The sequence below is a fragment of the Pradoshia sp. TA40_28 genome (assembly GCF_059694525.1).
Map to the genome: position 1 here is coordinate 203699 of NZ_JCATZO010000003.1, position 14427 is coordinate 218125.

At 38.1% G+C, this 14427-nt stretch carries 12 protein-coding genes; 2 read left to right on the plus strand and 10 right to left on the minus strand.

The annotated features are described in order from the left end of the window. Positions 1-27 precede the first annotated feature (27 nt). From hemB to hemA, 5 genes are read right to left on the minus strand one after another with little or no spacing between them, the layout of a single operon-like run. On the minus strand, positions 28-1017 hold the full coding sequence (hemB, locus tag AC58NB_RS05115) for a porphobilinogen synthase (protein WP_497425746.1): 990 nt from the start codon (positions 1015-1017) through the stop codon (positions 28-30). A 16-nt stretch (positions 1018-1033) separates the two neighbouring features. Next, positions 1034-1813 carry a uroporphyrinogen-III synthase gene (locus tag AC58NB_RS05120; RefSeq protein ID WP_497425747.1) on the minus strand — a complete coding sequence of 260 codons (780 nt, stop codon included), beginning with the start codon at positions 1811-1813 and terminating at the stop codon, positions 1034-1036. Continuing rightward, positions 1814-2746 (minus strand): hydroxymethylbilane synthase, encoded by a 933-nt coding sequence (hemC, locus tag AC58NB_RS05125; RefSeq protein WP_497425748.1) that lies wholly within the window; start codon positions 2744-2746, stop codon positions 1814-1816. It lies immediately after the preceding gene. A 13-nt stretch (positions 2747-2759) separates the two neighbouring features. Then, positions 2760-3590, minus strand: a complete 831-nt coding sequence (locus AC58NB_RS05130) for a cytochrome C assembly family protein (protein ID WP_497425749.1) — start codon at positions 3588-3590, stop codon at positions 2760-2762. A gap of 18 nt (positions 3591-3608) precedes the next feature. Next, positions 3609-4970, minus strand: a complete 1362-nt coding sequence (hemA, locus tag AC58NB_RS05135; protein ID WP_497425750.1) for a glutamyl-tRNA reductase — start codon at positions 4968-4970, stop codon at positions 3609-3611. Between the two features lie 284 nt (positions 4971-5254). On the opposite strand from hemA, the gene AC58NB_RS05140 reads away from it, so the two are divergent. Continuing rightward, positions 5255-5740, plus strand: coding sequence for a hypothetical protein (locus AC58NB_RS05140; RefSeq protein ID WP_497425751.1), 486 nt, complete (start codon positions 5255-5257; stop codon positions 5738-5740). Between the two features lie 128 nt (positions 5741-5868). Here the strand turns inward: AC58NB_RS05140 and yihA are convergent, their stop codons facing one another. From yihA to lonB, 3 genes are all read right to left on the minus strand, one after another. After that, entirely contained in the window at positions 5869-6450 is a 582-nt protein-coding gene (yihA, locus tag AC58NB_RS05145) for a ribosome biogenesis GTP-binding protein YihA/YsxC (protein ID WP_497425752.1), read from the minus strand. Beyond that, entirely contained in the window at positions 6447-8771 is a 2325-nt protein-coding gene (gene lon, locus AC58NB_RS05150) for an endopeptidase La (RefSeq protein WP_497425753.1), read from the minus strand. The genes yihA and lon overlap by 4 nt, the downstream gene beginning before the upstream one ends. 241 nt (positions 8772-9012) lie before the next feature. After that, on the minus strand, positions 9013-10677 hold the full coding sequence (lonB, locus tag AC58NB_RS05155; RefSeq protein ID WP_497425754.1) for an ATP-dependent protease LonB: 1665 nt from the start codon (positions 10675-10677) through the stop codon (positions 9013-9015). A gap of 506 nt (positions 10678-11183) precedes the next feature. Here lonB and AC58NB_RS05160 point away from each other — a divergent pair. Next, positions 11184-11306 carry a hypothetical protein gene (locus AC58NB_RS05160; protein ID WP_497425755.1) on the plus strand — a complete coding sequence of 41 codons (123 nt, stop codon included), beginning with the start codon at positions 11184-11186 and terminating at the stop codon, positions 11304-11306. A gap of 72 nt (positions 11307-11378) precedes the next feature. Here the strand turns inward: AC58NB_RS05160 and clpX are convergent, their stop codons facing one another. Both clpX and tig read right to left on the minus strand, forming a co-directional pair. Continuing rightward, positions 11379-12644 carry an ATP-dependent protease ATP-binding subunit ClpX gene (gene clpX / locus AC58NB_RS05165; RefSeq protein WP_497425756.1) on the minus strand — a complete coding sequence of 422 codons (1266 nt, stop codon included), beginning with the start codon at positions 12642-12644 and terminating at the stop codon, positions 11379-11381. Positions 12645-13046: 402 nt separating this feature from the next. Continuing rightward, positions 13047-14336: a trigger factor gene (tig, locus tag AC58NB_RS05170; RefSeq protein WP_497425757.1), complete on the minus strand. Its 1290-nt coding sequence runs from the start codon at positions 14334-14336 to the stop codon at positions 13047-13049. Between the last annotated feature and the right edge of the window lie 91 nt (positions 14337-14427).

Consider the following 14427-nt stretch of genomic DNA (forward strand, 5'->3'; position numbering starts at 1 on the left):
ATGCTGCAATCTCCTTTATATATGGAATTAATTAGATTCTTTTAACCATTTAGCTGCATCTTTTGCAAAGTAAGTAATGATTAAATCTACACCGGCACGTTTCATACCAGTGAGCATTTCCATTACAATGGCTTTTTCGTCGATCCAGCCATTTGCACCTGCCGCTTTAACCATCGAATACTCTCCACTTACATTATAAGCTACAAGAGGCAGATTTACTGTATTCTTCACATCACGAATGATATCAAGGAAAGCAAGAGCCGGCTTCACAATGAGGAAATCTGCCCCTTCTGCGACATCAGATTCAGCTTCACGCAGCGCTTCAATACGATTCGCATAATCCATTTGATAGGATTTTCTATCACCAAATTGGGGTGCCCCGTTTGCCGCTTCACGGAATGGACCATAAAATGCAGATGCGTATTTAACCGCATAGGACATGATTGGAATGTGCTGGTAGCCTGATTCATCAAGACCCTGGCGAATCGCAGCCACAAATCCATCCATCATATTAGAAGGAGCAATAATATCAGCCCCAGCTTCTACCTGGCTGATAGCTGTTTTTACAAGCAACTCAAGGCTTTCATCATTTAAGATTTCACCATTTTCAACCATTCCACAGTGACCATGACTTGTGTATTCACATAAACAAGTATCCGCAACAACCAGGATTTCAGGATAATTTTCTTTTACGAATCGAATGCCTTTTTGGACAATTCCATGTGTATGAAATGCGCCAGTTCCACATTCATCCTTATTTTCCTCATTCGGTACACCAAAGAGAATAACAGATTTAATGCCAAGTGAAACCACTTCATCCATTTCCTCTTTCAAGCGATCCATTGAAAATTGATAGATTCCAGGCATGGAAGAAACTGGATTTTTTTCATTTGTTCCTTCTGTAATAAAAATTGGATAAATAAAATCATCTACATGCAAATGAGTTTCGCGCACTAGCGCTCTCATTGTTTCATTTCTTCTTAATCTTCTGTGTCGATTAAATTCAATATTGGCCATTTTAGGAGCCTCCTTATTATGAGTAGTACTGCGCTAATTCTTTCAACATATCATCAATGGTATATTGCTTTGGACATAAAGTGACAGTCATACCAAACTCTTCTGCTCTTTTTTTCGTGACCGGCCCAATGGCGACGATTACTTTATCTGTCATAGAGGTAAATAAATTATGTTTTTTCGCGATTTTCACAAAATTATTAACAGTCGAAGGGCTAGTAAATAAGAGAATATCAACCTTTTTATTGATAAGTGAATCTACTAATGCTTGTTCACTTTCAGCGGGCATACGGTTAGAGTAAATAATTGACTCTTCTGTATGTATTCCCGCAGCTTTCAATCCATTAAATAGGTAATCCCTCGCCAAGTCACCCTTTAAAATAAGGACTGATTCCCTCTTGTCCACTACTTCCATAAACGAAGGCAAAAAGGATTCAGCCACATATTTCGGCGGGATAAAAGCAACCTCCAAGCCATGTTTTTCTAAAGCTGCCTTTGTTTTTTTTCCTATAGCAGCTATTTTTGGATAGATTCCTTCGTAATCCATCTCGTTCATCATCTCACAAAATAGATCAACTCCCGGCTTGCTTGTAAAAACGAGCCAGTCAAAGGAATTTAGTCTATTCAACTTTTCCTTAGCCAACTTAAGCTGAACTGAATCAGGCTTTTGAAACGAAATAAGAGGTACCTTAATTGGTACCCCTCCATGCTCAGCAATCATGGCACACAATTGTTCGGCCTGCGATTCTTCTCTTGTAACCAGTACACCTTTATTCCGAAGAAACATGGAATGCTTCATTTAGCTTTCCATCTCCTCTTTAACCTTTTCAATTAATTCCTTTGCCCCTCGCTCGATCAGACGATTGGCTGCGGTCGTACCTAATGTCTCAGGATTATTACCGGAAATTTGTTCACGATAAATGGTACTTCCGTCAGGCGATCCGACAAGAGCCTGGAATTGTAAAGTTCCTGTCCCATCTTTAAATGCAAACCCTGCAATTGGGACCTGACAGCCACCCTCCATTTTATTCAGGAAGACTCGTTCTGCTGTAACAGCTTCTTTTGTATCCTGACAAGTCAATTTAGCTAATTCCTTCAATAATTCATGGTCATCCGCTCTGCATTCAATTGCCAGTGCACCTTGACCGACTGCTGGAATGCACGTATCTTCATCCAGGAAATCACTGACGATATCTTTTTTCCAGCCTAATCTAGAAAGACCAGCTGCCGCCAAGACGATAGCATCATAGTCTTCGTCCTTTAATTTTTGGATACGTGTATCTACATTTCCTCTAATCCACTTAATGTTTAAATCCGGACGTTTAGCTAATAATTGAGCGCTCCTTCTTAAGCTGCTTGTCCCAACAATCGCACCTTCAGGCAATTCTGCGAGTGTAAGATTATTTTTTGAAATGAGCACATCACGATGATCCTCACGTACCGGAATACAACCAATCGTTAGTCCTTCCGGAAGTTCTGCAGGCATATCCTTCATACTATGGATGGCCATATCAATTTCACCATCAAGCATGGCTTGCTCAATTTCTTTTACAAAAAGGCCTTTTCCTCCCACTTTAGAGAGAGTCACGTCTAATATTCTGTCACCCTTTGTCACGATTTCTTTCAATTCGAATTCAAACGGTAATCCAAGATTCTTCAATTGGTCGATGACCCAATTAGATTGTGTCAATGCCAATTTGCTTCTACGTGAACCAATAATAATTTTTCTCATGATTTACCCTCCATCAATAGACATGAAATGCTGATATGCTGCCGAAAAAGAAGAAATTCACTAATACTAATAAGAATGAACCAATATTCCAATAGGCAAGTGATTTTCCATAAATCCGGTTGTTAACTTTGAGATATAAATAGATTCCATATATGATTAGGCAGGCAAATGAGCCAAGAATTTTACTATCATACCAATTAATATCCGAAACTATTATATAGGCCCATTCAAGACCCAGTATTAATGATAATAATAACATTGGTACACCGATTGCTACCAGTATATAAGACAGTTGTTCCAGTTTCGCCAGATCTCCCAACCTGTTCAGCCTTTTTCCCCATTTCTTTCGCTTTAACAGATCGTACTGTATTAAATACAAAATAGAAAAGACAAAAGAAAGAGCAAACGCTGCATAAGATAGAATGGCAACTGTAATATGAATCATAGAAAGCTCAGATAACACCTTTGTTTGCGCTTCTGCCGTAGAATAGGACTCTAATGTTGAGAATATATGAATAACCATCAACCCAAACCCTATCACGTTTGTAAAAAACATAAAAAAATCTGTCCGTAAGAACTGGTTTAGGATGAGTGAAAAGGTAATCAATATCCACACGTAAAAATATAATCCTTCAAATAAGGTTAGAACCGGGAATCTTCCCACTTCAAACATATATAGACACAAAAAAATTGTTTGCATCAACCAAACAATCGAAAGAAACCAGAAGGCTGCCTTATGAGCCTTCCGATTATTTTGTAAAAAATCTATGAAATAGAATAAGACACTAAGTCCATATAATATAATTGTAATTTCTTGCAATCTATTTAAATTGATATCAATCATATATCCCATCCTTGCTTATTATGGATGTGACACCATTTTTAAGACAGGTCTACTTTGCTGCGCCGTTTTTTTTGATTCAAAAGGCACCGGAGTCTTCTCTTCCTGATCTTGTATAAGTTCATCAATTTTAAAGATTGAGACAAATGCCTTTAAAGCAGCCTCTGGATTACCCATTTCTGCAATGTCTTTCGCATAAAGAATCGGGTCCTTAAGCATCTGATTGATTATACTCTTCGTATGCTTATTAATAACCTTCCATTCTCTTTCGCTTAACCCAGGTAATTTACGATGCATACTTTCCATTGTTTCCGCTTGGATCTCCAACGCTTTCTCACGTAATGCTGAAATAACCGGAACAACACCAAGCATTTTGAGCCAATGATTGAATTCAACAATCTCATTTTCAATCATAATCATAATTTGTTCTGCTGCTTCTTTTCTTTCTGCCAGGTTTGCCTGTACAATTCCCTCTAAATCATCTATATCATAAAGAAAGACGCTGTCAAGCTCCATCAATTTAGGATCTAAATCACGTGGAACAGCAATATCAACCATGAAAATAGGTCGTCCTTTTCTCAAGATATTAATATTCTCCATCATTTCTTTTGTAATCACATATTCTTTTGATCCAGTCGAACTGATTAAAATATCTGCATCAAGCAGGGCACATTGCAGTTCCTGAAGCTTTTTTGCCTGACCCGAGAATCTGGAGGCTAATTTTTCGGCTTTTTCTAAAGTTCTGTTAATAACAGTTACTTGATTGGCACCACTGCCATATAAGTTTTCAATAGCAAGCTGGCCCATTTTGCCTGCACCAACAATTAAAATTTTCTTATCCTGAAGCGAACCAAATATTTTTTTACCGAGTTCAACCGCTGCATAGCTGATTGAGACCGCATTTTTATTAATTTCCGTTTCAGAATGAGCTTTTTTGGCAAGCGTAATCACTCGTTTAAACAGATTATTAAACAATACACCAATTGTATTTTCTTCCTGTGCCTGCTGGAAGCTCTTCTTCACCTGCCCAAGAATTTGAGTCTCTCCCAACACCATGGAGTTCAATCCACAGGCAACCTGAAATAAATGATTGACTGCCCCATCCTGTTCATAAACATATAAATAGGAAGAAAGTTCATTTTGATCGATTGAGAACCATTCTGCTAAAAATTCTTTCAGATAATATCTACCTGTATGTAGTTGATCAACTACTGCATATACTTCCGTCCGATTACACGTAGAAATGATAATATTTTCTAAAATACTTTTTTTGTTACTTAATACTTTCATTGCTTCCGGCAGTTGTTCCACTTCAAAGCTGACTTTCTCACGGATTTCAACAGGAGCGGTTTTATAATTAAGACCAACAACAATTATATGCATTTCCCCTGTCACACCCCCATCTGAGCATATTCTTTTGCAAGTATATCATTGGCGTACTTGTAATATTTTACATAATTGTGAACATTTTCGTAACTTTTTATCAATGTATTCATTTAAATGAGAAATTTCATGAAATAAAAAAAACTGATATAATCAATATATAATAGATTCAATCTTCATTACCAAATAGTTTCTCACACTGTAGTATGTGTAAATTAAATCACTAATTGTACATTATCAAAGATTAGAATAATTATCAATAATAATAAACCGGGAGAATACAAATGAAAGAATACCGTTATTTTTCAAGCATTATTTTCATTGGTTTTGGTCTTTTTTATTTTTTAAAGTCGATCAACTATCCCCTTTTATCACCTTATTATTCATGGGGATCTCTTTGTATTATTATCGGCATAGCCTTCCTTGCCGAAAGTAAGTTTGGCAATCAATCTGACTTTATATTGCCTGGGATACTGTTTACGGGATTTGGTTTACACCAATACATAGCAGCACAACTGGAATATTGGCCTGCTGAGCATACTGTTCTATTTTTATTGATTAGTTTGGGGTTTCTATTGATTTCTTTAAAGAAGGGAATCGGAAAGGGATCTGGGATTTTATTTCTAGTTGTAGCCATCATCTTTATATTTCACGAGAAATTACTCACCACGCTCGGCTTGGTCGGTTATATCGATTTCTTTAATCATTATTGGCCAGTTTTCCTGATGCTCATTGGAGGCGTCGTTTTATTTAAAAAGAAGAAAAAATAAAACAGCTTGCACGGCAACTCAACTTTAAGGTTGAAGGAAAATCGAATTAAATTTTTGGGCAAAACCTACATGGTCAAAGCTAATAAAAAGAGCTGCATGATTAACATGCAGCTCTTTTGGCATCTATTTTATATGCGCGCCTGTATTGCGTTCCAGGCAGTATCTTTTCCAAGACCAGTTTCTGAAGAGAACAAAATCACTTCATCACTTTTAACCATATTCAGTGTATCTTTCACGATTTTCAGATGCTTTTGCCATTTACCTTTTGGGATTTTATCCGCTTTTGTTGCAATAATAATGCAAGGAATTTCGTAATGTTTCAGGAAATCATACATCATTACATCATCCGCAGATGGTTTATGGCGAAGATCAACGATTAAAAGCATCGCACGTAAAGGCTCACGTGTAGTGATATATGTCTCTATCATCTTTCCCCAGGCTGCACGTTCAGATTTGGATACTTTTGCGTATCCATAACCAGGAACGTCTACGAAAAATAATTGTTCATTAAGCTTATAAAAGTTCAATGTTTGTGTTTTACCTGGTTTAGATGATGTACGAGCCAACCCTTTTCGATTAAGCATTTTATTAATAAAAGAAGATTTTCCTACATTAGAACGTCCAGCAAGAGCAAATTCCGGAAACCCTTCTGTCGGATATTGCTCCGGTTTAACAGCACTCATCACAATCTCTGCTTGAGTAATTTTCAACTTTTTCCACCTACCAATGCATGTTGCAGCACTTCATCAAGTTGTGATACAAATACGAATTCTAATTCTTCACGAACACTTTCCGGAATATCATCAATATCTCTTTCATTATCAATCGGACAAATGATTTTCTTTAATCCTGCCCGGTGAGCACTCAATGATTTTTCCTTTAATCCGCCAATCGGCAATACTCGGCCACGCAATGTTATTTCACCGGTCATCCCTACTTCCTTACGGATTGCTCTACCCGTAAGCGCTGAAATTAAGGCAGTCGCCATTGTAATACCTGCAGATGGGCCATCTTTTGGAACAGCTCCTTCAGGAACATGAATATGAATATCATATTTCTCATAGAAATCCTTGTCAATGCCAAATTCTTCAGCCTTGGAGCGAACATAGCTAAATGCCGCCTGTGCTGATTCCTTCATGACGTCGCCAAGTTTACCGGTTAACACAAGTTTGCCCTTACCTGGAGATAAAGAAACTTCAATCTGAAGTGTATCTCCGCCAAATGTTGTGTAAGCTAGTCCAGTCGCTACTCCAACCTGGTCTTCACGCTCTGCTTCCCCATGACGGAAATAAGGTTTACCCAGGAATTCTGTTATGACTTTTTCAGTGACAATTACTTTTTTCTTTTCGCCTGATACAATTATTTTAGCCACTTTGCGGCAAACAGCTGCGAGTTGCCTTTCCAACGTACGAACCCCGGCTTCTCTTGTATATTGCCTGATGATCTTGATAATGGCATCCTCTTTCATTTGGAGCTGGCTTTTTGTTAACCCATGGGCTTTAATTTGTTTAGCCAACAGATGATCTTTAGCAATATGGAGCTTTTCAATTTCAGTATAACCAGAAAGATTAATAATCTCCATACGGTCGCGCAAAGGCGCTGGAATCGTTGCTAAATCATTGGCTGTTGCAATAAACATGACATTGGATAAATCATAGGTTTCCTCAATATAGTGATCGCTGAACGTATGATTTTGCTCAGGGTCGAGTACTTCAAGCATAGCTGAAGAAGGATCTCCACGAAAATCATTGGACATCTTATCGATCTCATCCAGCAAGAAAACTGGATTAATGGTTCCCGCTTTTTTCATCCCTTGTATAATACGTCCAGGCATAGCACCTACATATGTACGGCGATGTCCACGGATTTCTGATTCATCGCGGACTCCCCCAAGAGAAACACGGACAAAGTTACGATTCAGAGATTTGGCAATAGATTTTGCCAAACTTGTTTTACCCACACCAGGAGGTCCTGCCAGGCAAAGAATAGGTCCTTTTAAGGAATTAGTTAGCTTTTGAACCGCTAAATATTCAAGAACACGCTCTTTAACCTTTTCCAAACCATAATGATCTTTGTTTAGGATGTTTTCAGCCTTCTTTATATTCAGGTCATCTTTTGTTGCATTAGACCATGGAATCGCAACAAGCCATTCAATATAATTACGAACAACCGCACTCTCAGCAGAGGTGGAAGGAATTTTTTCATAACGATCCAGTTCCTTAAGAGCTGTTTCCATTACTTGGGCTGGCATGCCTGAATCCTTTATCTTCTCAGCCAATTCGGCGATTTCAGCAGCCTTTCCTTCTTTATCACCCAACTCTTTCTGGATCGCTTTCATTTGTTCACGTAGATAATATTCCTTTTGCGTACGTTCCATTGACTTTTTAACACGAAGACCAATTTTCTTTTCGAGATTCAATACTTCTTTCTCATTATTGATTAAACTAATCACTTTGTTTAATCTTTCTTTTACATCAATGGTCTCGAGTATTTCTTGCTTTTCTTTCAGCTTAATTGGCAAATGAGATGTCACAATATCAGCCAGTCTGCCGGGTTCTTCTATATCTTCAGTTGAATTATATGTTTCTGTTGTCACTTTTTTTGAGATTTTTATGTACTGTTCAAAGTAATTCAACAAAGTTCTCATCAAAGCTTCTGTTTCTGGATCCTTTTCCGTTGAATCTTCTATGAGTTCCAGCTTTGCCGTGAGGAAATCACCATCATCCTCATAGGATACCATTTGTGCTCTCGATAAACCTTCTACCAATACACGAATTGTTCCATTCGGGAGTTTAAGCATTTGTTTTACTTTAGTGAGCGTACCCATTTCATATAAATCATCTTCACTAGGTTCATCTGTAGATGCTTCCTTTTGAGTCGTTAAAAATATCAAATGGTCATCTACCATCGCTTTCTCTAGCGCCTGAACAGATTTTTCCCTTCCAACATCCAGATGGAGAACCATCGTCGGGAAAACAAGCAATCCGCGAAGCGGTAGGAGGGGAACGTTTTTGTCCATAGTGTTTGCCATTTGTTGCACCTCCAAAACATGCTAATATATGTATTATTCATAGACCTTTTACCAATTTTATCGTATTTACTGGTTTGTGTCTATTTGGGACGATAAACGTAACCATGTTACTTTTCTTCCCTATTTCCAAGTGTATGTAACATCTTTTATATTAATTTTAAGATAACATCCTTTTCCTGAAAATATGCAATGTAGACGAAAAAAAGGCTCGCTCTATGCAAGCCTTTTAATTTTTGCTTTATTAGCCGCTTTCCCTTTCGGATCGTGGCATATTTTCGATGATGTTATCGATGGCAGCTGTTCGATCGAATACGTGTTGAAAAACTTCCTTTAAGTGCTTAACTGGTCTGATTTCAATATTTTCAACTTGGTTCAACAGAGCTTGTGTATTCTCTTCAGGTATGAGAACGACATCTGCACCCGCTAACTTAGCTGCCGTCACTTTCGTAAACACACCACCCACTGGTTTAACCTTCCCGTGAATACTAATTTCGCCTGTCATCGCCACATTATTTTTCACCGGTATTTGATAAATGGCGGAGTAAATACCAACAGCCATAGCTACACCTGCCGATGGACCATCAATCGGTATTCCACCGGGAAAATTAACATGGATATCATATTGATCAGCTGGGACGCCAATCGTTCTTAAGACGGTAACTACGTTTTCAATCGAGCCCTTAGCCATGCTTTTTCTTTTAATCGATTTACCGGCACTATTAATACTTTCTTCTTCTACAATCCCTGTAATATTAACAGATCCTTTTTCCTTCGCATCAATAACCGTCACTTCGATTTCAAGCAATGCCCCTGTGCTCGGTCCAGTTACGGCAAGACCATTCACAACCCCAATAGCTGATTCTTTCGCAATAAAGCTTTGATATCTTGGAGACATTTGGCTTGATTGCACAATCCACTCAATGTCTTCATCTTTAATATAGTCTCTATTTTCTGTAATCGCTAAACCTGCAGCACTTTGAACCATATTTACTGCTTCACGCCCATTACTGGCAAAATTACCTATCGTATTAAGCCCATCAATATTAATATCCAAAGAAACGCGCTTTGCAGCATTTTCAGCAACCCGCTTCAATTCTTCTTGATTTAACTCACGAAAGAAAATCTCCAAGCATCTGGACCGGATTGCCGGTGGAATTTCAGAAGGCGTCCTCGTAGTAGCTCCGACAAGTCGAAAATCAGCTGGTAAACCATTTTGAAAAATTTCATGTATGTGTTTAGGAATATTCGGATTCTCTTCATTATAATAGGCACTTTCAAAATGAACTTTTCGATCTTCCAATACCTTCAATAATTTATTCATTTGTATATTGTGCAGTTCTCCGATTTCGTCAATGAATAAGATACCGCCATGAGCATTCGAAACCGCCCCCTGTTTAGGCTGAGGGATTCCTGCCTGCCCCATCGCTCCAGCGCCTTGATAAATAGGATCGTGGACAGAACCAATAAGTGGATCCGCAATTCCTCTTTCATCAAACCGTGCTGTTGTAGCATCCAATTCTACAAACGTAGCTGTTTGCCTGAATGGAGATTTCATATTTGATTTGGCTTCTTCCAAAACAAGTCTAGCAGCGGCTGTTTTTCCGATTCCAGGCGGTCCATAAATCAATACATGCTGTGGATTTGGGCCACAAAGTGCTGCTTTTAACGCTTTGATTCCATCCTCTTGCCCTATAATATCTTCAAAACGTGCTGGTCTTACTTTTTCAGAAAGCGGTTCAGTCAAGGAGATAGACTTCATTCGATGAAGCTGATCCATCTCCTTCTTAGCTTCCCTATCAATCGATACCTTCTGTACCCTTTGACCCTTCAACAAATTTAAAAAATACAATCCGATCACTATCCCAAAAAACAACTGGATAATGATAACCACACCCGTCCAACTCATATAAGCACCCTCCTGAAATCACATCGTTGAGATACAAGCTAGTATCTCCCTAGAAAGGAAGGAATAAACACTAAAAAGTTGAAACGACTGTACTAAGGAACGAAGACTAATTCGCCACATCGTGTGGCAACGTCTTCATGACCTACATCCTGTAGGCCTCCGACAAGCATAAGACAAATGCTCGGAGGGAGGGTTCTTCTCCCGCAGAGTATTTGCTTATGTCTCGAGGAGCTAGGAGTCGAAGCTGGATTGACTAAAAAAGCTGAAGGGGTACGTCAAGGAACGAAGACTAATTTCGCCACATCGTGTGGCAACGTCTTCATGACCTACATTCTGTAGGCCTCCGACAAGCATAAGACAAATGCTCGGAGTTCTTTCCTCCCGCAGAGTATTTGCTTATGTCTCGAGGGACTAGGAGTCGAAGCTGGATTATCTAAAAAAGCTGATACGATTGGTCAGGAGCGTTGGCCGGATTTTGAGCAGAATCGGCTGGATTAGCGTGAGGTTTGGCTGGATTCTTGGCTGAATCGGCTGGATTAACCGAAAGTTTGGCTGAATTCTTGTATAGTTTGGCTAAATTCCCATCCACTTCAGCTCTTTTCACAATTTATATCAGCTTTACTCTATAAAAAGTTTACTCCATTTAACAAAAAAGAGGCCAATCACATTGTGATTAGCCTCTTTTACAGATTATATCTTTATCAAGCGGATGTTTTCTTCTCAACTGTTTCAGTTGTTCCATCAACAAGAACAATTTTTGGGGATTTGCCTTCTGAGATTACATCAGCTGTAATGATACATTTTTTAATATCATCACGAGATGGAAGTTCGAACATTACATCCAGCATGATTCCCTCAATAATGGAACGAAGTCCACGGGCACCAGTTTTACGCTCAATTGCTTTTTTGGCAATTTCCAATAACGCTCCATCTTCGAATTCAAGTTCAACATCATCAAGTTGAAGCATTTTTTGGAATTGCTTAACAAGAGCATTTTTAGGTTTTGTAAGGATTTGAATTAATGCTTCCTCATCTAATTGCTCAAGCGTCGCAATTACCGGCAAACGTCCGATAAATTCTGGAATTAATCCAAAACGAAGCATGTCTTCAGGAAGAACTTTTGTTAATAAGTTCTTATCTTCAACTTCTTCTTTAGCTGCTCCTGATCCAAAACCGATAACTTTTTGGCCAAGACGGCGTTTAATAATCGGTTCAATTCCATCAAATGCGCCACCGCAAATAAATAGAATATTCGTTGTATCAATTTGGATAAACTCTTGATGCGGATGCTTTCTTCCACCTTGTGGCGGTACACTCGCAACCGTACCTTCAAGAATTTTTAACAATGCTTGTTGTACACCTTCACCTGAAACATCTCTAGTAATAGATGGATTTTCAGATTTACGTGCAATTTTATCAATTTCATCAATGTAGATAATACCTTTTTCAGCTTTCTCTACATCATAATCCGCAGCTTGAATTAGTTTGAGTAAGATGTTCTCCACATCTTCACCCACATAACCAGCTTCAGTCAATGAAGTAGCATCAGCAATGGCAAATGGTACATTTAACAATCTTGCTAAAGTCTGGGCAAGAAGGGTTTTCCCACTACCTGTAGGTCCAATTAAACAAATATTAGATTTAGATAATTCTACATCTTCAATTTTGCTATTGGAATTTACACGTTTGTAGTGATTATAAACAGCTACTGCTAAAGATTTCTTAGCATCTTTCTGTCCAATGACATACTCATCTAGGATATCTAAGATCTCCATTGGTTTTGGTATATCTTTAAGCTCAACTTCTTCTTCAGTACCCAATTCTTCTTCTACAATTTCAGTGCATAGCTCTATGCACTCATCACATATATAAACACCTGGACCCGCTACGAGTTTTCGGACTTGTTCTTGAGTTTTTCCACAGAAAGAACACTTTAATTGTCCTTTCTCATCATTAAATTTAAACATAGTTTCACCCCTTGGTATTATGGACTCTATCATGAAATCTGCAATTTTCTACGGTCAGATTAACAAATGAAGGGTATGTAAGGATTGTAACACACATTGCCCCATTTAAGGTAAGAAAAAGGCCGTACTCATTTTCCATACTAAATGTCCCTTATGTATATGTACATAATATCCATTCTTGACTTCTTTCAACCCTAAAAATCAAAAATGGAAGAGTTTTAAATCCTATTTATTTAGTTAATCTACACTGAATTCAGGAAAAAAGCAATTATGTATGTGTTAAAATATTTCGATTCGAAAAGTCGAATCATCTCGAAGCGTGGCCTCTTAATTATGTAAGGATAGTATGTATAAAACAAGGCACGATAAAATCGCACCTTGTTAAGTTAACCTTTATATTTATTAAGCTTCTACAGTTTTGCTGTTTTCAACTAATACGTCGATTGCTTTTCTTACTAAAAGATCACCTTTAACACTTTCAGTACCGCCAAGCGCTTGGATGATTTGTTCAGCAGACAAACCGTATTGCTCAGACATTGCTTGTACTTCTGTGTTGATTTCTTCTTCAGTTACTTCGACATTTTCTGCTTTGCCAATTGCTTCAAGAGTTAAGTTGATGCGTACACGCTTTTCAGCTTCCTCTTTCATTTGCTCTTTAAGTGCATCTTTATCTTGGCCAGAGAATTGGAAGTACATATCAAGAGTCATACCTTGAGCTTGAAGGCGTTGTTCAAACTCTTGAACCATACGATCTGTTTCAGTTTCGATCATGGCACCTGGAATATCGATTTCAGCATTTTCTGCAGCTTTTTCGATAACAGTGTCTTTTACATGATGTTCTGCTTGATGTTTTTTAGACTCAACTAGACGAGTTTTGATTTTTTCTTTAAGAGCATCCAATGTTTCTACTTCTTCATCAACATCTTTAGCAAATTCGTCATCTAATTCAGGAAGTTGTTTTGTTTTGATTTCATGAATTTTCACTTTGAATACTGCTGGTTTGCCTGCTAATTCAGCAGCATGGTATTCTTCAGGGAAATTAACTTCAACGTCTTTTTCTCCGCCTACTTCAAGACCAACTAATTGATCTTCAAAACCTGGGATGAAAGAGTTGGAACCAAGTTCTAAGGAGTAATTATCTGCTTGTCCGCCTTCGAATGCTTCGCCATCAACGAATCCTTCGAAGTCTAAAACAACAGTATCACCTAGTTCAGCTTGTCCTTCTTCTTTAATTACAAGCTCAGCGTTACGTTCTTGTAAAGTTTTGATTTCTTGGTTAATGTCTTCTTCAGTTACTTCAGTATCAACTTTAGTTACTTCAATACCTTTGTATTCGCCAAGTTTAACTTCTGGTTTAACTGTAACAGTTGCTTTAAAAATAAGAGCTTCGCCTTTTTCCATTTTCTCGATATCGATTTCTGGACGGTCAACTGGCTCGATGTTAGTTTCTTCGATCGCATTAGCGTATGCTTCTGGAAGAATAAAATCTAAGGCATCTTGATAAAGAGATTCAACACCGAATTTCTTTTCAAATAATGCACGAGGCATTTTCCCTTTACGGAATCCTGGCACTTGTACTTGTTTAACCACTTTTTTGAATGCTGAATCTAAGCCTTCGTTTACTTTTTCAACAGGTACTTCAACAGTTAATACACCGCTGTTACCTTCAAGCTTTTCCCATTTTGCAGACATGGTTTTCCCTCCACTATATATATTTCCTAATAATCGTCTTCTCATAACACTTTTGTTATGTGCAACCAGATTTATTGATTTTAGGTAGTAC

Bases quoted from the DNA above. Each gene is read 5' to 3' on its own strand.
- hemB (WP_497425746.1), bottom strand. From the start codon at position 1,017: ATGGCCAATATTGAATTTAATCGACACAGAAGATTAAGAAGAAATGAA.
- AC58NB_RS05120 (WP_497425747.1), bottom strand. From the start codon at position 1,813: ATGAAGCATTCCATGTTTCTTCGGAATAAAGGTGTACTGGTTACAAGA.
- hemC (WP_497425748.1), bottom strand. From the start codon at position 2,746: ATGAGAAAAATTATTATTGGTTCACGTAGAAGCAAATTGGCATTGACA.
- AC58NB_RS05130 (WP_497425749.1), bottom strand. From the start codon at position 3,590: ATGATTGATATCAATTTAAATAGATTGCAAGAAATTACAATTATATTA.
- hemA (WP_497425750.1), bottom strand. From the start codon at position 4,970: ATGCATATAATTGTTGTTGGTCTTAATTATAAAACCGCTCCTGTTGAA.
- AC58NB_RS05140 (WP_497425751.1), top strand. From the start codon at position 5,255: ATGAAAGAATACCGTTATTTTTCAAGCATTATTTTCATTGGTTTTGGT.
- lon (WP_497425753.1), bottom strand. From the start codon at position 8,771: ATGGCAAACACTATGGACAAAAACGTTCCCCTCCTACCGCTTCGCGGA.
- lonB (WP_497425754.1), bottom strand. From the start codon at position 10,677: ATGAGTTGGACGGGTGTGGTTATCATTATCCAGTTGTTTTTTGGGATA.
- clpX (WP_497425756.1), bottom strand. From the start codon at position 12,644: ATGTTTAAATTTAATGATGAGAAAGGACAATTAAAGTGTTCTTTCTGT.
- tig (WP_497425757.1), bottom strand. From the start codon at position 14,336: ATGTCTGCAAAATGGGAAAAGCTTGAAGGTAACAGCGGTGTATTAACT.